The organism is Chryseobacterium jejuense (assembly GCF_900100075.1).
GTDB classification, from domain to species: Bacteria; Bacteroidota; Bacteroidia; order Flavobacteriales; family Weeksellaceae; genus Chryseobacterium; species Chryseobacterium jejuense.
The window spans coordinates 1-23,880 of the sequence record NZ_FNEG01000012.1 but is presented as its reverse complement, the minus strand read 5'-3'; the positions used below and the strand labels follow the sequence as shown (position 1 = coordinate 23,880).

Here is a 23,880-nt window from a genome sequence, read left to right as displayed (position 1 = left end):
CTTCTGCGCTCCCTTAATTGGGACTGCAAAGATAAGAACTTTATTTTAACTCGCAAATTTTATTCGATAAAATTTAAAAGCTTTTTTTCGTCCGTCTCCTTAGTAGAATAAATGTTCCTTGCTTATCTAAAAGCTCTTCTGCGCTTACTGAATATCTTTCGTTTTTCAGTGGGGCAAAGATAACAACTTATTACCACGCAAAACAAACTTTGTTAACTTTAATTTCATATTTACGTAATATTTCCACTTAAATAACTGATACCTTGAGAGAAAAATTTTAAACAAAATTTGGCTAATCAACCCTCTTATATAAATAAAAGATAAATTAAAGTTTCTATATGCACTTTTATGGTGTCTTTTCTGTATAAATAGCACTTAAAAACTCTGCGTATGATTTATCCAAACCAACAACATCCCCTGATTTAAGGTTTAAACCTCCTACTCCTGAAGCATCCGGTTTAATTTTTAATGATGATACCTGGAAATATAAGTTCTCATCATTGGTCTTTGGCTGAACTTTCACGGTTGAACCTAAAAGTTTCTTGGTAGAAATTGTATAAACTTCTCCTGGAACTATTTTTAATTTTAAAAATGTTCTTGGGGCAACAATATAGTCTTTCCTATTCACATTAATCTTCTGATCTTTTTCTGAGGAAGCAAATATATACATTGCCCCCTCCTGAACTTTCAGTTTTTCTTTTGGAGTGTAATATAATGCAATCTTATAATTAGAAGCATTAAAAGCCTGGGGTGATCCGTCAATATTTTCAAAAGGTTTTATTACAAAAGTATTGGCTCCAATTTCCTTTGCTTTTTTGTATACTAACGAAAACACCATTGCATCATCTTTTGAGAATCCCTGAACTTCTGCTTCTCCTAAATAGACAGCACTTGTTTCTGCTTGATCTTTTTTATAGAGAAACTTATCAGCATTATCATTGGTTTTCTCCACTTTGCTCAGATAAACACTTTGTGCACTCCAAAGCTGGGTACATACTACGGAAAAGATGATGGCTATATTTTTCATATTATTATTGTTGTGTAAGGATGTCAACACATTCTTCAAGACTGTTTTCCCAGTGTTTTGGTTCAATTTTATAAATCTCTTCAATTTTATCCAGAGACATCGTACTTCTTACGGGTCTTTTGGCTGGAGTTGGATACTGCTCGGTTGTTAACGCATTTAATTGTATTGAAGATTTTGAAAATTCAGCAATTTTCTTCGCGAAATCAAACCATGTGGTTTCCGGATAGTTTGAAAAGTGGAAAATTCCAAAGGTTTTATTTGGATTCTCGATGATATCCATGATGGCTTCTGCAAGATCGTTAGCATTTGTAGGCTGTCCGAACTGATCTGCAACAATTCCCAACTCGGTTTTCTGGGAGAATAAATTCAACATTGTCTTCACAAAGTTTTTATTAAATTCGGAATACAACCAGGAAGTTCTCAGGATAATTGTTTTCGGATTAAGTTCCAATGCCAGCTCTTCTCCTCTTCTCTTTGATTCTCCATACACTCCTATCGGATTGGTAAAATCATCTTCTGAATAGGATAAGTTAGTATCTCCATCAAAAACATAGTCAGTAGAAACATGAATAAGAATGGTTTTATACTCTATACAAGCCTGAGCAAGATTAGCAACTCCATCTGCATTTACAGCAAATGCTTTTTCTTTTTCTTTCTCTGCCAAATCTACCGCTGTATATGCAGATGCATTGATACAGTAATCTGGTTTGTTATCATAAAAAAAGTCGTTAACCTGTTCTTCATTGGTAACATCTAAGGTTGTGGAGTCTGTAAAAAGAAACTCATACTTATTTTCAAAATCGGGAGCAATTTTTCTGATACAGTTTCCTAGTTGGCCGTTGCTGCCTATTACTGCTATTTTTTTCATATATTATTAATTTAAATTATCAAAAAAGTTCTCAATAGGAATATCTATTAAGAGTTTTTTGCATTTTGGGATCTTAAAAACTTAACTCTTGACTGGAAATCCTTTTGTATCAAGTCTACATAAAACTTATTGAATGTTTCTTTTATATCTTCAGGATGTACTTCTGATTTTCTTGTCTTCATATTGAAATAAATAACGGTAACCCAAAGTACAGCATGAACTGTTTTCTCATCTAAGCTTTTCATTAGGATTTCAACTTTGGCTGTTCTGTCCTGTACATCGATAGTTTTACTGCTGATGACCACTTGAGTATTATACCTTACTTCTTTCATATAAGCTATTTCATTCTGGATGGCAATCCAGGTACAACCTGTCTGTTTGGTATATTCTTCATAAGTAAATCCGTAAAATGTCTCCACGTGATCTTCTCTGGCATTGAACATATAATCTAAATATTTTACATTATTCAAATGACCTATTGGGTCACAATCGCTAAACCTAACTTTTACTATAGTTGATACTTCTTTTTCCATTCCGCAAAAATAAACAAACCGCCTCTTTTGGAGGCGGTTTGTCTTATAAATCTTTGTTAATTTGCCGAAATTATTGAATTCCTAATTCTTTCTTTACAGCTGCAGTAGCATCAGCACCTGCTTTATAAAGGAATGCAGGTGAATTTGCATCCATTACATACTCGTAACCGTTAGCTTTAGCAACTTTATCAACAGCATCGTTCAATTTTTTCTCAATTGGTCCGAAAGCTACTTCTTGCTTAGCCTGAAGATCTTTTTGAGCTTTATCCTGCATTTGAGCTATTTCTTCCTGAATTTTTTGTAATTCAGCTTCTCTAGCTTTGTTTTCGTCTGCAGTTTTCTTAGGAGCTTCTTCGCTATATTGCTTTAGTTTAGCTTGCCCAGCATCATATTTTTTCTTGATCTCACCTTGCTTAGTATCGTAGAATGTTTTAAGGTCAGCATCTGCTTTTTTCTTCTCAGGCATTGCATTAAGAACTCCCAATACATCTAAAGTAGCCATTTTTTGAGCTTTTGCCATACCTACAGAAACAACCATCATTACTGCTGCAAATAATACACTTAATTTTTTCATAATTGGTAAATAAATAATTTAATTTGTTTTTAGATTTCAAATTTACGTAAAAGTTAGTTTACAATTTTACTTTTTACTTTTACTTGTAGTTTTCTCTTTTTTATCTCCTTTCAGTAAAACAGCTAATACTTTTTCCGTATAGTCATATTTTCCCTGAAGAAATATAACACTAATGTTATTGCTTTTATCAAGAACTATGCCCAACCCATTTTTTTCGGACATTGTTTTGATAGCTTCCCAGATCTGATCCTGGAATGGTAAAACGAGATTAGTTCTCAATTTTGTTATTTCACCATTGGCTCCGAAACGTAAACTTGTAGTGGTTTTGATATTCTTATCAAGATCTACAACTTCTTTTTCTCTCAGTTTCAGCTGGTCACCTATCAATAACACTTTTTCACTTTCAAAAGCCGCTTTTTTTCTTTCATACTCGGACTGCATATTCTGAAGTTCAGACTGCCAGGTATCGATCTGAGAGTTTAATCTTGCTTCGGCTTCTTTATACTGAGGTAATTTATTTAAAATTTCATTAGTATCTACTACTCCAATCTTTTGGGCATTTCCAAACCCGAAAATTAAGAGTAATACAAAAGTGATGGTTATTTTAAAGTTCTTCATATATATAATTATAATGATTGGTTCATCAAGAAGTGGTTTCTCCATCCTGAAGGAGTTCCTGACATTGTCTTATCAAATCCATAAGCAAAGTCGAACCCGATCAATCCGAACGCTCCCATGTAAACTCTAACCCCTACCCCTACTGATCTTTTCAGCTGGAATGGGTTATAATTACCCCATGAATTCCAAACGTTACCTCCTTCAGCAAATGTTAGTGCATAAATTTTAGCAGTTTGGTTCATTGAAATCGGGTATCTTAATTCTAAAGTAAATCTGTTATAGATTGTTCCTCCACCTGCTTGAGTAATATCAGTAGATTCACCACCTCTAGTACTTGCATTCTCATATCCTCTTAAAGGAATCAATTCTCTACCGTCATATCTACCTCCGAATAGTCCTGTACCACCTACATAGAATCTTTCAAATGGCGGAGCTCCAAGATTTTTGTTATATCCGTCCATGAATCCCATTTCAGCAGAAGATCTTAATACCAGTTTACCAGCAATCTCGTTATAAACGTCAGCCTTAAACTTAATCTTGTAGAATTCCATCCACTTATACTTATCAACAGGACTCATTGTATCATAATTTTTATTACTGAACAATGAATATGGTGGTGTCAATTTAGCAGAAAGCTCAATATTAGAACCTGTTGTCGGGAAGATAGGATCTATCCCTGCTGAGTTTCTACTTAATCCTAAGTTGATACTGAAGTTATTTGCAGATCCGTTCATTTCTGTTGTATCTCCAAACTGGAATGGATAGTTATTAAAATCATACTTCTGGAACTGCAATCCTGTGTATAGTGAGAAATAATCATCCGGCCAGTTCAATAATCTGTTCAGACCTACTGATGCAGAGAAAATATTCAGTTTCTGAGTTCCTCCCATACCATCATTATATCTTACTCTTGAGTTGTTTAAACTCACCGAAAGAGCTGTTGGTCTTGTCCCGAATAACCAAGGTTCTACAAATGATACTCCATAATTCTGGAAATACTGACCTGCCTGCACCTGAATGGAGAAAGTTTGCCCATCTCCTTGTGGTACTGGTTTAAAGTCTTTGAACTTAAGGAAGTTTCTCAGTGAGAAGTTATTAAACGTCAATCCTAAAGTACCAATAAAGCTGTTACCACCATAACCTGCCTGTAGCTGAACCTGAGAAGATCCTTTTTCTACAAGTTTCCAGTTAACATCAACAGTGTTGTCTACCTGATTAGGCTGAATATCCTGTCCGATTTGTTGTGGATCGAAGAATGACATTCCTGCCAAATCAAAATAAGTTCTCTTGATTTCGGTCTTTTTGAATAATTCTCCCGGTTTTGTTCTTAATGCTCTAAGGATAACGTGGTCATGGGTTGTTGTATTCCCCTGCCATGTTACTTTATTCCAAGTAGCCTGTTCTCCTTCGTTAATTCTGATCTCCAGATTTACAGCATCACCATTCACTGATTTTTCAACCGGTGTAACATTGGAGAAAAGGTATCCGTTGTTCATATAAACGGATTTGATATCAGAATCATCTTCTTTACCCCCGTCTTCACCAACTTTTTTGTTGAATCCTACCGCATCATAAATATCTCCTTTCTTATATCCTAATAATCTCTGTAAATATTCCGTAGCGTAAACAGTGTTACCTGTGAACGTAATGTCACCGATATAATACTTTTTACCTTCGTTAAGTTTTACATTAATTTCGTAATTGTTCTTCTTATTTCTCCATACAGAGTCTGAAACAACTTTTGCGTCTCTATATCCTAGGGAGTTATAATAATTAATCAGGTTTTGTTTATCTTCCTGATATTTATCTTCAATGAATTTTGAAGACTTCAAGATACCACCAATACTGAAACGTTTCTGTTTTGTTTCTTTAAAGGCCTTGTTTCTAAGTTTTCTATCACTTACACTTGGATTTCCTTCAAACTCAATATGGTCGATCTTAATTCTTTTACCTTTATCTACATTAATCGTCCAGTCTACCAAAGCAGGATCTCCGGCATTTACTTTATCCTCGATTGTAATTTTGGCATCAGCAAAACCTTTTTTGATATAGTCTTTAGGAATTGTTGTCTTAAGACTTGAAACCAAGTTTTGGGTAATCTTTGTACCAGGCTTCAGGTTGTTGTCTTTAGCAAGTTTTTCACTTTTTGATTTTCCAATTCCTTTACCCTTGAATTTTACTTCTCCAAGTTCCTTCAGATCCTGAAGATAGAATTTAAGAATTACAGTCTGTCCTTCAATACTTTGAACGTATACTTCCACTTCAGAGAAAGATTGGGTATCCCAAAGCTTTTTAACAGCATTGCTGATTTTTTGTCCCGGAATATCTACGCTTTCTCCTTTGGATAAGCCAGTAAATCTGAGGATCTGTGCTGGTGTATATTTTTTTACACCATCTACAACAATGTCTTTAAGCGTATAAGTACCTACCTCATTGTCTGCATGCACAGCATTGTTTACTTTTGTGCTGTCCTGTGGAGTTACTTGTCCATAAAAATGTGCAGAAGCAGCAAACATAATGATGGGTAATAGTCTAAACTTCATTTTATCGAGTCTTTCTTTTCTTTAAAATTATTGGCCTTGTATCTGATCTCCGGTTAATCCGTATCTTCTTTCTTTGTTTTGATAATCCAAAATACATTGAAAGAAAATATCTTTGGTAAAATCCGGCCATAGAACATTTAAAAACTGTAATTCAGCATAAGCAATCTGCCAAAGGAGGAAGTTGCTTATTCTTATTTCACCGCTGGTTCTTATCAATAGATCTACAGGAGGAAAATCTTTGGTATAGAGATAGTTTTCGAATAGTTTTTCATCTATATTCTCTACGTCTACCTTTCCTTCTTTTACATCTGAACTGATATTTTTAACGGCTTCCAGTATTTCATTTTGTGAGCCATAGCTGATTGCCAGTACAAGGTTTCCTTTTGTGTTTTCTTTTGTAAGTTCTACCACACGCAGGAGCTGCTCTCTTACTAAAGTAGGCAGCTTCTCAAGATTCCCTATCACATGCATTCTCAATCCTTTACTGAAGATCTCTGCTGCTTCTAACAGCAAGGTTTCCACAAGTAAGTTCATGAGGGTATTTACTTCTTCAGAAGGACGATTCCAGTTTTCTGAAGAAAATGTGTAAAGTGTTAAGTAAGGGATATTGATCTCATTACATGCATTAATTGCATTTCTTACAGCATTAATGGCATTTTTGTGACCGAAGGTTCTTTCTTCGCCACGAGATTTAGCCCATCTTCCATTACCATCCATAATGATGGCTACGTGTTTTGGTAAATTCTCAGAATTTATTTTATCTTTAATCAACGACATATTAATTAATCACAATAACATGGAGGTCTTCCGAACGAAAACGTTAATCCTAAACTGAATGTATTTAACCAGTCTTTGGATTTATCATCTCCAATATTTCTCTTTTTAATAAACTCTTCTTCTCTTTCCTTAGCAACAGCATAATAGCTTCCAGACTGTAATAAAGAGCCTCCTGTAGCCGGATCTAGGATATCGGCATTAAAGGAATTCTTTACATCTTCAGAAAGAATTTTACTGTGATCAAGCTGATCTGTCAAAGTATATCTAAATGTTGCTTCTGCAAATATAGCCCAAGTATGGTTAAATTTATACTTTAAACCTACACCAAAAGGGATATGCATGGTAACTTTTTTTCCTAATGAGTATTCGGTAGTTGTTTTAAAGTCCATTTCATTAATTGGAGCCATAGCTACGCCGTCGGGATCTCTTCTGAAATCGTGGGCTAGATTAGCTTTAGGTGCATCAAACATCAAGGCACCAATACCTCCAAAAATATATGGGCTTACCATACTTACCTGTTCATTATTAACCGGGAAAAAATTATATTCAAACATTAAACTTGCTTCATATACGTTATTTTTCCCGTATGCATTTCTATTTCTTCTATATTCTTCTTTCGCAGCTTTATCGCTAAACTGAACCTGGTTATATCCTAAATCCAATCTAACAGTTTGGTGCGGATTAAAATTAAATCTGTATAAAATTCCACCATAAAACGGGATCCCCCAATCCGACATTCTATTTAAATCCAACGGCTTTTGTAAAATATAACTTGTACTCCCTACATCACCCACTAGGTTACTCATACCTAGACGAACCCCCAATTCGTTTCTTTGTGCTTTAACACTTACCACTCCAAGGAAGGCAAGGAAGCTAAACAATAATTTTTTATTCATAAAAGAATATGGATTTATGGTTATTTTAAAATTTAATTTTTGCAAATATAAAACATTTTTATATTAATGATAATCTTAATGTTTAGTTAAAAATAAACAAAAAAACATAATTTGTTATAAAGTAAACGGCAAAGTGGCAAAAATATTCTTTTTTTCATAGAATCAAAATACACAAAGTATAAAAAAACCCCCATCGAATGAGGGTTTAGTGCTCTATTTTTTATTAAACATTGCCTGCATCTTATTCCGTATCCTAATTAATAATGGTTCTTTATAATTTTTATCTTCATCAAAATAACCGTAGCCATAACCATATCCGTAACCATATCCATACCCGTATCCCTGCTTCGTATTATAGTCATTATAAATAAGTCCTAAATGTTCAATTTCATTATTCTGATATTTTTCAGTGATGAGCTTCATCATATATTTCTCAGTATACTCATGACGTACCACATAAATATTGGCATCAGAATATTTCATAATTTCATAAGAGTCTGCTACCAAACCTACTGGTGGAGAATCTATAATAATGAAATCATAGATCTCCTTCAGCTCCTGTATAAAGTTAACATTCCTCTGGCTCATCAGTAATTCTGAAGGATTCGGAGGGATAGGTCCTGAAGTGGCAACATCCAGATTCGGGATTTTGGTATTATTAATAATCTGATCAATTCCCACTTCTCCTGTCAGATAGTTTGAAATACCATATTTATTATCAATCTTAAAATCGCCAAAGATTTTCGGCTTTCTAAGGTCCATTCCTAAAAGAATGGTTTTTTTGTCACTCAATCCTAATACAGAAGCCAGGTTAATCGAAACATAAGTTTTTCCTTCTCCTCCAACTGAAGATGTTACCAAGATTACCTTACCTTTTTCATCTTCATTATTCATCAGGAATCTCATATTGGCCCTAATTCCTCTAAACGCTTCTGAAACAGATGATTTTGGTTGTTCCAGGACAGTAAGCATATTTTCACTGTTATTACTTCCAATAACACCAAGAAGTGGAATTTTTGTTACGCCTAGTAGTTCTTTAATATTTCTGATTTTATTATCAAGCAATTCACCTATTAGAACAAAAAGAATTGGGATTAATAGCATTAAACCTATTATTCCTGCTTTCGCCATTTTTATATTAGGGCTTACAGGTCCTTGTCCAAGATTTTTTGCAGGGTCAATTACGCTAATATCAGACTGATTAGTTGCTACATTTAAACGAGATTCATTTTGTCTGTTCAAAAGACTGCTGTAGGTAGCTTCAATCATATTGTAACCTCTTTCTGCATCCAAATATTTTCTTTCTTTTTCAGGATAAGACAGTAAATCGGAATTAGCATCTGCAACCCTTTGATCAAGTTTATTGATCTCATCATAGTATTTGGTATAGTAATTCTTCAGACTGTTAAACGAGCTAGTTTTAGCCTCATTAATCATTCTGTTTATTTCCTTCATAGGTTCAGAAGCAGGCTTATAAATGGTAGCTAATTCTGATCTTTTTGTATACAAGGCCTTAAGTTCAGTCACAGAAGCAGAGAACATCCCGTCTTCAAAACCTGCTGCATTAGTAGCAATCATTTTATCAAAATTCTGCGACTGAAGGGTATTTCTGATATTATTCAGAGAGTTAACCTTGCTTACAAGGTCTGCTTTTTTAGCTTCAAGGTCTTTTATTTCTTCCAGAGATTTCTCATCTCTATCCTTAATATTATAAAGCTTTTCTGAAGTTTTCAGATAGTTCAGAGCAGTGGCAGCAGAATCTAATCTTTTACGTATTTCATCCAGACTTCCCTGTAGATAAACCGTAGTATTCTTATTAACAGTATTCTTATCTTCAAGTCTTTTTTTCTGAAGTTCAGCTACTGATTTATTCAGAAAGTTTACCGTACTGTTAAGATTATAACCTCTTTTATTAATAATCATAATGGTACTGATCTCCTTATCGAAGTTTACTCCAATAGTAGATACAATTTCACTAACACTCTGATTTATTGTTGTTAAATTAACAATAATATTATCTAGCTTAATACCAGGAGTAATTGGATTTTGAACCAGTTTAAATCTCAAATTCGGAGAGTTATACCATTCATTGACTCTAACAACTTTATTTGCTGGTCTGTTGTAGGCATTAATATTTTGAAAACCTTCTATTTCATAGCTGTACAAACTTGTAGTCTGCCCTTCTTCCGGCAATACCACTTCATAGGTACCATTTCCTTTTGGTTTTATTGTAATTGGATAATTTACCTGCTGAAGATGCTTTTTATCGATTTCAAGAAAAACCGGAGAATCATCTTTATCTAAATAGGTAGATTTTATAAGTCCTTTGGTAGAATAATTTACAAAAAGATTTAATTCTTTAACCAAATACTCATTATGAGATCTTGAAAAAAGCATTTTCTTTAGATAAACACCATCCTGATTTCCTCCCTGTCCCCAAATGAAATTAATAGACTGATTGGGACTAAAATAACTTGAAGTATTATTGGAAATACTCAGAGACAAATCTGAAGCATATACATTCTGAGCATAATATTTACTATATGCCCAAGAAATGGCATAACCAACAAGGAACATAAAAACAAACCAATACCAGTTTTTGAGTAACCTTCTTAAAAAATGCTCAATATCAAACAATGCAAAAGTTCCGGACTTATCTTTGGGAACTTCGCTTTTTCCTACTTTCGTATCTTTTCCTGGAATCATGAGATTAAAGTCTTTGTAGGATTGTATATAGAGTTAATGCAGTTGTAATTGCTGTTACCCCAGTAAGTAGTGTCTGAATAGGATCTTTACCGAATCCGTTCAAGCTTTTTCTTCTGGTATTAAGATAGATTTCGTCTCCGTTCTGTATATAATAGTAAGGAGAATTCATCAGATCTTCACGGGTAAGGTCTATTTTAGCAATTTTGATTCCTTCCGGAAGCTTTCTGTGGATAACGATTTCTTTTTTATCAATAGTTCTGTTCAATCCACCATTAATAGCTAAAGCTTCGGTAATGGTAAGAGTATTTTTATGGGCTACTTTTTCCCCGGAAAGGCCAGTAGTTTCTACATCTCCAAGTATATAATAGGTAATTCCATCTGTATTTAATCTTACTTCAGATTTACCTTCCTGGAAGTTTTCATTTACTTTAACCTGTATCTCCTTTGATACATCGTCAAGGGTTCTGCCTTCTGCTTTAATGTAGCCTATACCGAAGACATTAATATCTCCGTTGATATCTACTTTTAAACCGTTAAAATAGAAATTAACATTCCCTCCGGCAATTGCCCCTACACCACCACCTCTTCCGCCTGCTGCTGCTGAATTGTTTACACCTCCGCCACTTGTTCCGCCTGAAACATTATAAGAAGAGTAAAACTGTGCTGCATCTCCTTTAGGAGTAGTCACTATATTAAGGTTAAGCATATCATTTTTGGTAATCCTGTAGACAGGAATATTGTAGGGAACAAGACCTTCTTCATTAATCACCAGGCTTTCACTCGGCTGTAAGTATCTTACATCTTTTGTTGTGATGCACGAGGTAATTAAAAAAGGTAATAATAAAAATAAATACTTAAAGTTCTTCATCATATTTGAATATTGTTTACAAAAGTAATATTTAATTGTTAATTTTTGTTATTTCTTAATCGATATATCAAATCCGGCAAATATGCTCCCATAAAGCCTAATACAACAACAACAACCAAAAGCAGATTAACATTGATATGTCTCAGATAATATGCCACAGTTACAATCATTAAATAATACAGAATAATATAGAATGTGGATCTTCTATGGGTAAGATTTAATTTCAGAAGTTTGTGATGAATATGATTTTTATCGGCATCAAAGGGCGACTTTTTGTTATAAAGTCTTACAAAAATTACGTTCAGAGTATCCACAATCGGTAAGATCAGAATGGCTACAGCCACTACCGGTGCAGACTGCAGGTGGTACCTTGGTACGTCTGCAAGATTTTTATCTATAAAAATATCTATAAAACAAATGGAGGTAAAGGCCAGCAGAAAACCCAAAAGCATAGACCCTGTATCTCCCATAAATACTTTGTTGGTTCTGTAATTTGACAGGTTATAATATAAAAATGCCAAAACAGTTCCTATAATCACTATTGATAAGACAACTAACGGATAGTTATAATCACCTAATCTGTAGTAGCTTATTCCAAATAACGCACTACAGATCACAGAATATCCACCAGCCAGCCCATCAATCCCGTCAATCAGATTAAAAGCATTGATAAGTATAATAAAAGTCACAATACTGAATATCACACTCACAAAATAGCTCAATTCGTATACTCCAAATATTCCAAAGAGGCTTCTGATTCTAATATCTGAACCAATGACTATTAATGAGGATACTAAGATTTGTGCTACAAGCTTTTTATAGGCTCTCATCACCACAATATCATCCATTACTCCAATATACAGGAGGATAACTAGTGAAGCAAATAAGAATTTATAAAGGTCAAACAGCTCATAAGCAAAAATAGAAACACATATACCAATGGAATAAAAGATGGCAATTCCCCCAAGATTTGGGATTTTTCTAAGATGTGAACTTCTTACACCAGGTTCATCCATAAGGTTTTTCCTTCTGGAGATCTTTACAATAGTAGGGATGGAGAAAAAGGTAATTAAAAAGGAAAACACGAAACCTAGTCCTACTTTTACATAGAAAATAGGTATCCCCGATCCGCTTAAGAACAATTCAAAGTTTTTCATTCTTTTCTTATCCAGTACACATTATCTCTTCAATTAAACCGATGATGCATATATGCTTTCATCATGTTCTACTGTCCGAAACAATAGTACTTACATTTGTGTTTATATCAATTTTCTTATCAACTTTTTCTGTCCGGCAAAAAATAATAGATAAAAAATCTTTTTTTTCACCGGCAAAGATAAAAGATAATTTGTACCAAAACGACTATAGTTCAATATATCTTGAATTTTTATTTGTCTTTCTCTTATGAAAACAGACAGCATATCAGCCATGCTGTAAAACGTTTTTTCTTCTTTCACAAAGGCCAGATAGGCCAGAAAAGAATACACTCCTTCAAAAATCTGAAAGTTTTTCAATTCCTTTCTTTTATGAGCATATTTTGATTGGCTAAATGTACCTTCCACATCTTGTACTGCCTTCAAAATATCAAGTCCTTTTTCTGTATGGGTTTTAGTGATAGAATCCGTACGTTCAAGGTATTGGTAATGAAAATCCTGTGTTTGTGCAATAGTTTCACACTCCAGTAACAGCTGTGGAATCAACTGAATATCCTCAAAATGAACTCCTTTTTTAAACCTTTTCTGATTAAAAAGTTCTTTTTTGAACAATTTGTTGCAGGCAAAATAACTGATATCTGAAAAAACTGAGAAGTGATCTTCTAATCTTATCTTTTCCTCCATATTGGGAATTTGTGTCAGTTTTTGAGTTACCTGCCCATTTTCATCTACTTTCTGAATATTACAGATCACTATTTCCGCCTGATGCTTTTCAGCCAGGTGAAGCATTTCTTCAAACATCGTTTCCTTAACGTAGTCATCACTGTCTACAAAGCCGATGTAATCTCCTGTTGCTCTATCTAATCCAAAGTTTCTGGCATCACTTAATCCACCATTTTCTTTGGTAAAGGTTTTTATTTTTTCAGGATATTTCCCTGCAAACTCTTTAATGATCTCTCCTGAATTATCTTTACTTCCATCATCTACAACAAGAATCTCGATATTCTGATGGGTTTGATTTACCAGAGAGTCGAGGCATTTTGCCAAATAATTTTCGACATTATAAACGGGAACAATAATTGAAATTCTTGAGAGAAAGTTGGTCATACATTAAAATTTCGTCAATCTTGCATTCAGCCATCCTTTTTTAGCATCATCAAAATCCTTTCTTGAGCAAGGAATGCAATTTTCTATATTTTCATCGTCACCAAAATACCACAAATTACTGAAAGTATCACGCTTAAATGCGAATTGTCTGTCATCAATTAAAACATAAAACAATTCATACTGTCTTTCTTTGGGATGAGACTGCTGAATATTAACCCCTTCGATCAGATACCATAGCATTTGTGCTAACAGCTGATGGTTCAGTTGATTTTCTGAATAAATATTATAATTAAAAATCCCTACTGTCTTCAGGTTTTCACTCAATCCGATTTCTTTCATATAAGCACAAATTTCTCTTCTGTTCAATCCATTTACCTGCGGATTCATAGAAAATGGCTCACTGAAACTTTCAATAGCATCACAATTTACTGTTACTAAATCTGCTTTTCTGAAGAAAGGTTCTGTTTTTTCAGTAGAGTTCATCATTTCTGCTAAACGAATAATGTCAAACTCTACTTCTTTAATCAATCGTACAGAATCCATCTCATTTAAATGCTTCTGATATCCTAAATGGTGATAATTTTTAATAGAAAAATTCTTTGCTCCGAAGATTTTACCTAAAAATGTATATTCATTAATTTCCTCTCCCTGCTTAAGGGAAATAATATTACTGATCTGAGTATAATTGATACTTTTCTGATGAAAGTTCAATGCTGAAAACAGTGAAAAAGCAAAGTCATTAGATCCTCCGATAATCACCGGAAGTGCTCTTTTGTAATGACAGGCCGATAAAACTTCTTGTAAAATATAATGGGTATCCTGAACAGATTTACCAGAGACTAAATCACCAAGATCCACCATTGGAATTTCAAAATCCAACTGTGCAAGTTTGTAAAATTCTTTCCTGACTGCTGTAAAATCCTGTACTTCTGCATCGCCACCCGCTCCTCTATAATCTGATACAAATAAAAGAACAATACTGTCTTCTTTTATATCTTTTGTAATCCGGTTTCCAATCTGCCAGCTTTCTGTTTTGAAATTTCTTGGTGAAATGATAAAATCCTCAAAATCCATATTTTAACCTGAAAATATAATAGTTTAATAATTCCTTGATCTAACAAACATACAAAAAAACCCCACAACTGGGGAATCCTATGGAGACTTTTATTCATAAAAAAAGCCGTTAACACTATTTGTTAACGACTTTGTATTATATAATTAATATTACTTCTTTTTGGCAGCTGGCTTTTTTGCAGCTGTAGTCTTCTTAGTAGTTGCTGCCTTTTTTGCTGCAGGTTTTTTCTTTTCTGCAAAGGCATTTTTATCCTGATCTGTGATCCATTTCTTCACTTCATCCAGAGAAATTTCTTTCAACTCTTCTGCATCATATTTGGTATCATCATTTTTCTTTGGAATTTTGAACATGGCTTTTCCAAATTTGATGAAAGGTCCCCATCTTCCGTTTTCAAGGGAAATTTTTTCTTTTTCCCATTGTTGGATGTATCGGTTAGCTTCTTTTTCAAGCTTAGCATCAATCAATTCATTGATATCACTCTGAGAAAGATTATCGAAGTTATATTTCTTCGGAACATTAATGAAAATATCTTTGTATTTGATAAATGGACCGAATCTTCCTGATCCTTTGGTTACAGGTTCTCCTTTATACATAGCAATTGGAGCATCTGCTTTTTTCTTTTCGTTGATGATCTCTTCTGCACGATTTTGATCTACAGAAAGCGGATCTTCACCTTTTGGAATACTGATGAAAGTTTCACCCCATTTTACATAAGGCCCAAATCTTCCTACTCCCACAGAAACTGCATGCCCTTCAAAATCACTCAATTCAAATGGTAGCTTAAACAACTCCAATGCTTCTTCAAAGGTAATGGTGGCAATATTCTGACCAGACATTAATGATGCAAAGATTGGTTTTTCTTCATCATCTGTTTCTCCGATCTGGATCATTGCTCCAAATCTTCCGATTCTGGCGTGAATATTTTTACCGGTCTTCGGATCTACTCCTAGAAGTCTGTCTCCTGTTGCACGGTCTGCATTTTCTTCTACATCTTCAATCCTTGGGTGGAATTTTGAGTAGAAATTCGTCATCATTTCCTTCCATTTCTGGTCTCCGCTTGCAATTTCGTCGAAACTTTCTTCTACTCTTGCCGTGAAACCATAATCAAGGATTTCTTTAAAGTTATCTGTTAAAAAGTCATTCACAACTTCTCCTATATCTGTAGGAATAAATTTATTTTTATCCCCGCCAAATTTTTCATCCAGAACTACCTTTTTGATATTGTTCTTTACTAAAGACATTTTGATGACTTCACGGGTTTGCGGCTCAATTTCTCTTTTGTCCACATACTCTCTGTTTTGAATAGTCTGAATGGTTGGAGCATAAGTAGATGGTCTACCAATTCCTAGTTCTTCCAACTTTCTAACCAATCCGGCTTCAGTATATCTTGCACTTGGTCTTGTGAATTTTTCTGTTGCCGTAATTGTTTTATAGTTTAAAATTTCTCCAACTTTTACTTTTGGTAATAGTTTTTCGTTGTTTTCCTCATCATCTTCATCGGTTTTTACAATACCGTAAGCTTTAAGGAAACCATCAAAGATGATTACTTCTCCCTGAGCTTCAAAATGATGTGGCAATGAAGCATTTCCAATCTCAATGACAGTCTTTTCAATTTTAGCATTCGCCATCTGAGAAGCTAATGTTCTTCTATAGATTAATTGGTACAGCTTATTCAACTGTGCATCTCCAATGCTCTTCACTGCGAAATCCGTAGGGCGGATGGCTTCGTGAGCTTCCTGTGCAGAAGCTGATTTTGTGGTATAATTTCTTGGAGAAGAATATTCTGCTCCATATTCTGAGATGATTTGTTTTTTGGCCCCTTCAATAGCTTCCTGAGAAAGGTTTACGGAGTCAGTTCTCATATAGGTAATGAATCCTTCTTCGTATAATCTCTGCGCAAGACGCATGGTATTGGTTACATTGTATCCTAATCTTGATGAAGCTTCCTGCTGTAGTGTAGAAGTGGTAAAAGGTGCAGATGCGGAACGTGTTCCCGGCCTTGTTTCAACATTCAGAACTTTAAATTCTGTAGTTTTTGCCTGCTCAAGGAATTTTTCTGCTTCGGCTTCTTTTTCGAAGTCTTTTTTAAGTTTGGCAGCAATTTCCTGTTCTGTGTTGTTTAAGAAAATTCCGTCAAGTTTGAAACTTGCTTTGGGAACGAATTCACGGATTTCTTTTTCTCTTTCAACAATTAATCTTACGGCTACAGACTGTACTCTTCCTGCAGATAGTCCTGGTTTTACTTTTTTCCATAAAACCGGAGACATTTCGAAACCTACGATTCTGTCCAGCACTCTTCTAGCCTGCTGGGCATTCACTAAGTTCTGATCGATATCCCTTGGATTTTCAATTGCTTTTAGAATGGCATTTTTAGTAATCTCATGGAAAACAATTCTTTTTCTGTTTTCTGGCTTCAGTTTTAATTCATCTGCTAAGTGCCATGCAATAGCTTCTCCCTCGCGGTCTTCATCGGAAGCCAGCCAAACCATTTCTGCTTTCTTTACTGCAGCCTTTAATTCTGTCACCAATTTCTTTTTGTCTGCTGAAACTTCGTAATCAGGACTAAAGGTGGCAAGATCTATTCCCATCCCTTTTTTAGGCAGGTCCCGGATATGTCCGAAACTGGATTTCACTTCAAAATCCTTACCTAAATATTTCTGAATAGTTTTTGCCTTTGCCGGGGACTCGACGATTACTAAATTTTTCGACATTCTAAAAAAAATTTTTTGCAAAAGTAAAGCTTTTTTATTATATACTTTTTGAAATCACATTTTATTTAATAATTCTACGGGAGCAACAAACAGTCTATAGAGTATTCCTTCTAAGGTAAAACCGTTTCCGGACATCTCTACTCTATATAGCAAGGAAAGCAGTATAATAGCCATTGTAATATAGAATTTTTTGTTAATGATTATGGGTTCATACGTATATATTGAATCCCCTTTTTTCAGCATCATGGCAAAAAGGACAATCATCAACATCATGTGAATGTACATCCACCTTCCCCAATCTATAGCAAGATAAAACAGTGGAAATGAAAAGATAAAGGCTCCGATTAATAAAATATATAAAATCTTTCGCCCATTTAGATATTTTAAATAATAGCCAATATGAAATACGCTTATTCCTAAACTGATAAAATATAGTAGGTATTCATTAAGATGTTCTTTAATATACTGTCTTTCATCAATATTCCAATAGAAAATTCCGTAAGTAGGATGCACTCCTCTGCTGTTAAGTATTTCCAATGACATTCCTTCGTTCACATTTTTTCCAAATACAACAATTGCTGCTGCAGGAATAATGACCGCCAGAAAGTATTTGAGGTACCTTCTGATCTCCAGCTTTCCGTTTCTCACATAAAGTGCAATGGCAAAATAAGGAACATAAAACAGGGTAACTTCGTGTAAAAGTGTACTTATAAAAAGCAGCAGGCAGAAAATATATTCTTTATATTTTGAAAGCCTATCATTATCTAACAAATATACAAAGTAGGTAAACAGAAGAAATACAATAAATTCTTTTTTTCCTACATAAGTTACAGTATTTAAAAGCCCTACAAAACCTATAGAAGACAATAAAAGTGAGAGATAAAGCAAATCTGTTACTTTATACCTTATGAGCTTTGTATAACACCAAAAGAACAGAGAAATAATTATAAACTGAAAAAAGTAAACAATATAATTCAGACTGAGTCCCGTTATATCCTGAAGAATAAAAAAGAAACTCCCGGATAGTCCTCTTCTTTTGAACCCTCCGTCTTCATAGTTAATAAGCCAGTCTGCAAGAATATACCCGTCATCTTTAAGATTAAATGCAAGGGTAAATGCAAGGGTATAAATTGCTGTAACGACAATAAGAAAATAAATAAATATCTTACTATTAAAATGTTGTACAAACTTTTCTATCCGCATAGTGTATTTTTAAAATCCTAAAGAAACGAAATAACAAAATAGCTTTATAATTTCACAATTTCTCTAAGTATTAAAATGATAAGTATAGAGCTATTAACAAACTCAGTCTGTTATCAATATCTGAAGTCAATCTTAATTTGGCAATACAAAATTCTTATAGGTATCAATAGAATAGTTTGCCTTTTTAGCATTAAAAATTGAAAAAATAATAAAATTAAAAAATATAATAAATAGCAGTCCTGAAAAAATAAGTCGTCTTTCTATTTTAGGAACAACCGAAAGTGCATTTCCCATAAGTAACATTACAAATCCCATAAAAACCCCTACTAATCTGGAACTTAAGATAGGGTTTTCCCTTAGAATGAAAAACGCACATATACCTATTATGGTAACGTTTCTGTAATACTCATAATAAGGACTTTTTTCTTCTAATTTATCATTAAAATATATAATAAAACCTGTATAAAGAACCATTAAGATTTCTGGGATACCAAAACCTCCATTAATCCTCGCATATTGTTCATCCATATATCCATTAACTCCATCTGAAATGGCTGTACCTCCTGCGATCGTATTCAAGAAAACACCAAGTTGCTCATAGATTTTGAAAGGAGACAATATCATTGAAACTAAGACTAATCCAAAGATTACGAATTTGTTCATAGGAATCCTAACCAGCCAATATAAGGGTAATGTTGCCCATGCCGAGGTATGAAACCCTGCGGCCAGAAATACGCAGATAAAGTATTTCAATAGCTTCCTCTCTTTAATAAAGATAAAAGAATAAAACATAATTCCTCCAGCCACAGACTGTCTCATCTGCCCTCCTGTAGAAATTAACATTCCAGGAATAAACCCTATTAAAAGTAAGAGAGTTGGGTAATCTGAATTGGTAATTAAGAATTTATATACCAATGTTAGTGAGATGATGGCCACTAGTAGAGTAACTACAAAAAAAGGAAGTCCTAGGTCATATACTATCCTATTCATCAATACATATAGCCATTCCACCCCAAGTTTGGGGCTATTGGTAAAAGGAATATTACTGAGAAAGATTGACTTATAATCATAAAGGTAGGAATAGTCATAAATACCTCTATAAGAACCATAATCCGGTCCCACCTCATTTCGAAATCCAATCAAAATAATTTGAACGAAACAAATTGTATATAATATTCGAGGGTCTATATACCCACCAGAATATTCTTGAAAAGTAAGAAATAATAAAACTAAAAAAACAATTAAAAAATAAAGGGGTAATATATCCATAATGCGAATTTATCTAAAAATCATATATCCTTTAAAATTATTTTACGAGTAGCCCAACCAAAGCATTAATCTCCTTAGTGGTGCCGCTATCTCAATTCCAGTAAAGCAAGAAGGAGCTCTATAGATAAAATTGGATAGAAAAATTAACACTATAAAACTGATGTTTTTTTTAGAATAAATTGCTTTATAATCAAAAACTAGTGTCTTAGAATCAGCACTTGGTAAAAGAGAGATAATCAATACACTCCAGAAGATAAATAAATTGTAAAACCATCTTCCAATATCAATTGCAATTAAAAACAAAGGTATTGTGCACAATAAGCAGACAAAAAATAAGAGCACCAGCTTCCGTATCTCTTCTTTCTTAAATTCTTTGATATATAAATAGAAAATCACATACACAAACTGCAATATGAAAGTGATGCTGTAAAGTGAATAGTCATAAAGATGTTTATAATAGTAATCTAATTTGATAAATTCATTTTCTTTCCAGGTAAAAATATTATCATTTTGCAAATTGATACCAGAGGCCTTAATGATGTCTAATGTGTATTCTGATCCAACATTTTTCATCCCTCCAAAAAAAATAATCAAAGTAGGGATACAGAATGATAATGAAATGAGAATAATCTTAGAAAGCTCAATCTTCTTTGTATGAAAATAATATAAAGTAATAAAACATGGAAAAAAGAAAACAAAACTTTCATGTACAAACACCGAAACAAAAAATATGAGATACAAAAAGTACCACCGCCACTTACTTATATTGTCCTTTGTAAGGGTATAAGTAAAGAAAGACAGCATAAACCATAAAACCCCATCTTTTCTTGCTCCCATTCCAGAATCTGAAACAAAACCCCATAAACAGAAAGGGGTAAATAGAAATACAAAATCAAGAATATTATATTTTTTCAAATTTATTAGCCGTACCAGATAATAGAAGAAAAGAAAATGGAAGAGAAACTGGAAGAAAAATACGGTATACTGTACTTTAATATGAAAGTTCTCGTACATAAAAAAAGCAATTGTTCCCAGCAATCCTCTTCTTTTAAACCCTCCATCCTGATAATTAATAAGCCAGTCCCCAAAAGGATAACCATTAGCAATGGTATATGCGAAATAAATCTTAAAAATCAAAAAAAGAGTAATAAAGAATAAAAAAAATCGCAAAAAGTAGTTTGTAATAGAACTCATTTGTGTTTTAATACTGTTAATTTGGAACCTCACAAAGGTAATTAATTTCACAAAAGGAATTATGAATATACCTTAAAGTTTTTAGCCAATATCCGGAATTAGTCATAAGACTATAATATGATTAATAATAAGACTATCAAAGAGTTTTCTTAAAAAGAACCTTACCCTTTGAATTAAGGACAACCAGATAAAACTAAATAGATATTCAATATTTTTAATTCTATAAAAAAACCGTCTCAAAAACTGAGACGGTTCCAAGTTTCACATTAATTCATATTATTCTTTGATAATCTTCACTATGGTTTCAGAATTATTGATTCTTACTAAATAAGCTCCGGATAGTAAAGAAGAAAGATCAGTCTGTTCATTTTCAAACTTACCTGATTTTACCATCTGGCCAGACATATTATAAATCTGGTAATAATACTCTTTAACACTCTCATTCCCTTTGATATATAATATACTTTTCACGGGATTAGGGAATAACTCAAGTTTATTTTGGGTTATTTTATCCTCAATTACAGACTTTGCTAAAACATTCGTTGCTCTAGCCGTAGATAATGAGGTGATCTGCAATTTAGGAATTGGTCCTAATTCATTTCCGTTTTCATCATATTGTACTTTAACACAACGGCAATTTTGAGCAAAATACGGATCGGCATTACTACTGAATGGAGTTAAATAGTTTCCAGCATACTGTATCTCTGATCTTAATGCTCTTCCGGTATAATTGGAACCTAAAGCACCTAGCCAAAAGCCTCCATACACGTAATCAATAACATTGAAATCCGGAGAAGCAGGACTTGCTTCTATGGTATTTCTACCTCCTCTTACTCCCAAATTAGCAAAGCTTCCTATATTATACGCAGGGTTGTCAAAAGAATATGCAATAGCCGCAGAACTATAAGGATTTCTGTTAATTCTTGTTCCTCCATAATTGTTCGGAATACTAATTCCTGTAGTAGGTTTATAAAAAGGAACTGCCCCTACGTTTGTATTAGACACACCGGTTAAATCAGGAATTCTCCATCCTTCAGGACAAGGATCGAAAGGTGATTTTTTACCCCCTCTTCCCCATCTTTCCGGTGCCAGGTTAGGCTCATTTGCCAACCAGTCTGCTCCATTGGTATGATTAGTATCCGCTGATTTCGTGGTCATAGTAGGAACCATGAAGATCATTGGATTTTTCACGGAATAGGATAACACCTTACTGATTTTATCCGCTACTTTATCTGTAGTCAATACGTTAGCCTGCAAGGAATAATCAGGATACTTTTTAAGATAGGAATCCGAATAATAAGTTGCAGCAGCAAGTGTTGTATACGTAACACTGCCATTGGCCTGTACCGTTCCTAAATAAACAGGGGTTGAGTTTCTGTTGGCATTTACAAAAACAGGCAACGGATCTTTTCTACCCCATTGAAAATGTAATCCTCCGGTAGAAGTCGTTTTATTAGCTTCTGCTATAGCTTGGTTAGCCCCAAGGTCTCTATCCATTATTTCTGTTTTAATCACTTCACCGGGCTTGATGTAATTGATATAATTAACAGCTGCCTGATTAGGCAATTCAGTAACATAGCTAACGGAACTGATAGGTGTATTGGTAACCCAAATATGCCAGCTCCAATAAATAGGATTGGTGACACTTCCATTATGTAATGTAATTACAGCATTCCCTGATTGGTTTGGAGCAATCTTAACATTAATATTGGTGTTAGAAATATCGGCCAATGAAGCTGGAGCAGTATTAGAAAGTGCAACATTACTGATTAAACCTGTAGCAGTAGACCACAATACATTAACTTTCAAATCATTAAAATTCGATGAATTCAGAATATCAGGATTGTTAAGCAGCTTACTTTGAGCAGAGAATGCTTTACTGATTGGGATCTGAATAGTAGATTCTGCTGTATTTTTCACAATAGTATATGAGTTGGGATTGTTTAATCCTTCAGCATATTCTACCGTATTATTAAAGTACTCGGTAGGGAAGTTATAGTTATTTACTTCAAATAATGGATCTTTAATACATCTGCATCCGTTAGCTCCGGAAGTTGCTCCGCCACCTATAGGATAATATTGATATCTTCCTGTGATGGAAGGTAAAGAAGAATCAGGTACATCCGGTTGATCTCTGTCCGGAATCATCCGGAAACCTCTAGCTGATACTACTGGGGTTGCATCAAACCATTTTGGCATTGTTGCGGTCCACAAATACGTTTCATGCTGATCTGTATACTGTCCTTCATGGTAATTTCTCACAAGAACACCTGTACCAGGGAATAACCCCATATTATTTCCTCCTACATTACTTAGATCTACCCCTACGTTATTGTAAATTTTGAAACCTTTCATATAAGAAGGGGTATTATTATCATTAGGTTTAATGATATGATACTTATTCGCCTCAAAGGTATTCTTAGATATATTATTCTTAATACCGAAGGGACTAAAATCTACTCTTACATCATCAATATAACTTCCATTTCCTAAATTGGAAACCAATACAGAAGGAATTCTCCATCCGTTAGGGCATGGATCAAAAGACGATTTATCCCTATATGGATTGGCACTTGTATCACTATTATAGTTTCCGTTTGTGATAAAGCCTTTTGAGTTATCAGACCATAAGTTTAGTTCACTTAATCTATTGGCAGGCAACGTTGTTGAATTACCAAACCAGTTTACCTGAAGATTGGCATTGTTATTATAAAGTGCCTGTCCGGAATTATCCTCCTTGTTTACATAAATTAAGCT

At 33.9% G+C, this 23,880-nt stretch carries 18 protein-coding genes; all 18 read right to left on the bottom strand.

Translation table 11 applies throughout. From position 1 onward, the window contains the following. Positions 1–346: 346 nt before the first annotated feature. A complete protein-coding gene (locus tag BLS98_RS22915) occupies positions 347–1,027 on the bottom strand; it encodes a hypothetical protein (protein ID WP_089739848.1) in 681 nt (226 codons plus the stop codon). Positions 1,028–1,031: 4 nt separating this feature from the next. Beyond that, entirely contained in the window at positions 1,032–1,895 is an 864-nt protein-coding gene (rfbD, locus tag BLS98_RS22910; RefSeq protein WP_089739846.1) for a dTDP-4-dehydrorhamnose reductase, read from the bottom strand. A gap of 47 nt (positions 1,896–1,942) precedes the next feature. Beyond that, entirely contained in the window at positions 1,943–2,428 is a 486-nt protein-coding gene (locus BLS98_RS22905) for an acyl-CoA thioesterase (RefSeq protein ID WP_045501263.1), read from the bottom strand. A 70-nt stretch (positions 2,429–2,498) separates the two neighbouring features. Then, positions 2,499–3,002 carry an OmpH/Skp family outer membrane protein gene (locus BLS98_RS22900; protein ID WP_089739844.1) on the bottom strand — a complete coding sequence of 168 codons (504 nt, stop codon included), beginning with the start codon at positions 3,000–3,002 and terminating at the stop codon, positions 2,499–2,501. Between the two features lie 66 nt (positions 3,003–3,068). Then, complete coding sequence (locus tag BLS98_RS22895) at positions 3,069–3,620, bottom strand: OmpH/Skp family outer membrane protein (protein WP_045503308.1); 552 nt, start codon at positions 3,618–3,620, stop codon at positions 3,069–3,071. Between the two features lie 8 nt (positions 3,621–3,628). Next, positions 3,629–6,163: an outer membrane protein assembly factor BamA gene (gene bamA / locus BLS98_RS22890; protein ID WP_089739842.1), complete on the bottom strand. Its 2,535-nt coding sequence runs from the start codon at positions 6,161–6,163 to the stop codon at positions 3,629–3,631. A gap of 27 nt (positions 6,164–6,190) precedes the next feature. Further along, entirely contained in the window at positions 6,191–6,940 is a 750-nt protein-coding gene (locus tag BLS98_RS22885; RefSeq protein ID WP_089739840.1) for an isoprenyl transferase, read from the bottom strand. A 5-nt stretch (positions 6,941–6,945) separates the two neighbouring features. Then, the gene (porG, locus tag BLS98_RS22880; protein WP_089739838.1) at positions 6,946–7,836 is read right to left on the bottom strand and encodes a type IX secretion system protein PorG; all 891 of its coding nucleotides are present in this window, start codon (positions 7,834–7,836) and stop codon (positions 6,946–6,948) included. A 213-nt stretch (positions 7,837–8,049) separates the two neighbouring features. After that, complete coding sequence (locus BLS98_RS22875; protein ID WP_089739836.1) at positions 8,050–10,542, bottom strand: exopolysaccharide transport family protein; 2,493 nt, start codon at positions 10,540–10,542, stop codon at positions 8,050–8,052. A gap of 4 nt (positions 10,543–10,546) precedes the next feature. Beyond that, positions 10,547–11,413: a polysaccharide biosynthesis/export family protein gene (locus BLS98_RS22870; RefSeq protein ID WP_089739834.1), complete on the bottom strand. Its 867-nt coding sequence runs from the start codon at positions 11,411–11,413 to the stop codon at positions 10,547–10,549. Positions 11,414–11,448: 35 nt separating this feature from the next. Next, positions 11,449–12,567, bottom strand: a complete 1,119-nt coding sequence (locus BLS98_RS22865) for a glycosyltransferase family 4 protein (protein WP_089739832.1) — start codon at positions 12,565–12,567, stop codon at positions 11,449–11,451. A gap of 102 nt (positions 12,568–12,669) precedes the next feature. Further along, complete coding sequence (locus BLS98_RS22860) at positions 12,670–13,671, bottom strand: glycosyltransferase family 2 protein (protein WP_089739830.1); 1,002 nt, start codon at positions 13,669–13,671, stop codon at positions 12,670–12,672. Between the two features lie 3 nt (positions 13,672–13,674). Beyond that, a complete protein-coding gene (locus tag BLS98_RS22855) occupies positions 13,675–14,745 on the bottom strand; it encodes a formimidoylglutamase (RefSeq protein WP_089739827.1) in 1,071 nt (356 codons plus the stop codon). 150 nt (positions 14,746–14,895) lie between these two features. Continuing rightward, positions 14,896–17,457 carry a type I DNA topoisomerase gene (gene topA, locus BLS98_RS22850; RefSeq protein WP_089739825.1) on the bottom strand — a complete coding sequence of 854 codons (2,562 nt, stop codon included), beginning with the start codon at positions 17,455–17,457 and terminating at the stop codon, positions 14,896–14,898. A gap of 54 nt (positions 17,458–17,511) precedes the next feature. After that, entirely contained in the window at positions 17,512–18,660 is a 1,149-nt protein-coding gene (locus tag BLS98_RS22845; RefSeq protein WP_089739823.1) for a hypothetical protein, read from the bottom strand. A 132-nt stretch (positions 18,661–18,792) separates the two neighbouring features. After that, positions 18,793–19,929 carry an EpsG family protein gene (locus BLS98_RS22840; protein WP_089739821.1) on the bottom strand — a complete coding sequence of 379 codons (1,137 nt, stop codon included), beginning with the start codon at positions 19,927–19,929 and terminating at the stop codon, positions 18,793–18,795. A 42-nt stretch (positions 19,930–19,971) separates the two neighbouring features. Next, on the bottom strand, positions 19,972–20,844 hold the full coding sequence (locus BLS98_RS22835; RefSeq protein ID WP_139166176.1) for a hypothetical protein: 873 nt from the start codon (positions 20,842–20,844) through the stop codon (positions 19,972–19,974). Between the two features lie 555 nt (positions 20,845–21,399). Continuing rightward, the coding region (locus BLS98_RS22830; protein WP_139166175.1) for a T9SS type A sorting domain-containing protein at positions 21,400–23,880 on the bottom strand (2,481 nt) is incomplete at its 5' end.

Bases quoted from the DNA above. Each gene is read 5' to 3' on its own strand.
- BLS98_RS22915 (WP_089739848.1), bottom strand. From the start codon at position 1,027: ATGAAAAATATAGCCATCATCTTTTCCGTAGTATGTACCCAGCTTTGG.
- rfbD (WP_089739846.1), bottom strand. From the start codon at position 1,895: ATGAAAAAAATAGCAGTAATAGGCAGCAACGGCCAACTAGGAAACTGT.
- BLS98_RS22905 (WP_045501263.1), bottom strand. From the start codon at position 2,428: ATGGAAAAAGAAGTATCAACTATAGTAAAAGTTAGGTTTAGCGATTGT.
- BLS98_RS22900 (WP_089739844.1), bottom strand. From the start codon at position 3,002: ATGAAAAAATTAAGTGTATTATTTGCAGCAGTAATGATGGTTGTTTCT.
- BLS98_RS22895 (WP_045503308.1), bottom strand. From the start codon at position 3,620: ATGAAGAACTTTAAAATAACCATCACTTTTGTATTACTCTTAATTTTC.
- bamA (WP_089739842.1), bottom strand. From the start codon at position 6,163: ATGAAGTTTAGACTATTACCCATCATTATGTTTGCTGCTTCTGCACAT.
- BLS98_RS22885 (WP_089739840.1), bottom strand. From the start codon at position 6,940: ATGTCGTTGATTAAAGATAAAATAAATTCTGAGAATTTACCAAAACAC.
- porG (WP_089739838.1), bottom strand. From the start codon at position 7,836: ATGAATAAAAAATTATTGTTTAGCTTCCTTGCCTTCCTTGGAGTGGTA.
- BLS98_RS22875 (WP_089739836.1), bottom strand. From the start codon at position 10,542: ATGATTCCAGGAAAAGATACGAAAGTAGGAAAAAGCGAAGTTCCCAAA.
- BLS98_RS22870 (WP_089739834.1), bottom strand. From the start codon at position 11,413: ATGATGAAGAACTTTAAGTATTTATTTTTATTATTACCTTTTTTAATT.
- BLS98_RS22865 (WP_089739832.1), bottom strand. From the start codon at position 12,567: ATGAAAAACTTTGAATTGTTCTTAAGCGGATCGGGGATACCTATTTTC.
- BLS98_RS22860 (WP_089739830.1), bottom strand. From the start codon at position 13,671: ATGACCAACTTTCTCTCAAGAATTTCAATTATTGTTCCCGTTTATAAT.
- BLS98_RS22855 (WP_089739827.1), bottom strand. From the start codon at position 14,745: ATGGATTTTGAGGATTTTATCATTTCACCAAGAAATTTCAAAACAGAA.
- topA (WP_089739825.1), bottom strand. From the start codon at position 17,457: ATGTCGAAAAATTTAGTAATCGTCGAGTCCCCGGCAAAGGCAAAAACT.
- BLS98_RS22845 (WP_089739823.1), bottom strand. From the start codon at position 18,660: ATGCGGATAGAAAAGTTTGTACAACATTTTAATAGTAAGATATTTATT.
- BLS98_RS22840 (WP_089739821.1), bottom strand. From the start codon at position 19,929: ATGGATATATTACCCCTTTATTTTTTAATTGTTTTTTTAGTTTTATTA.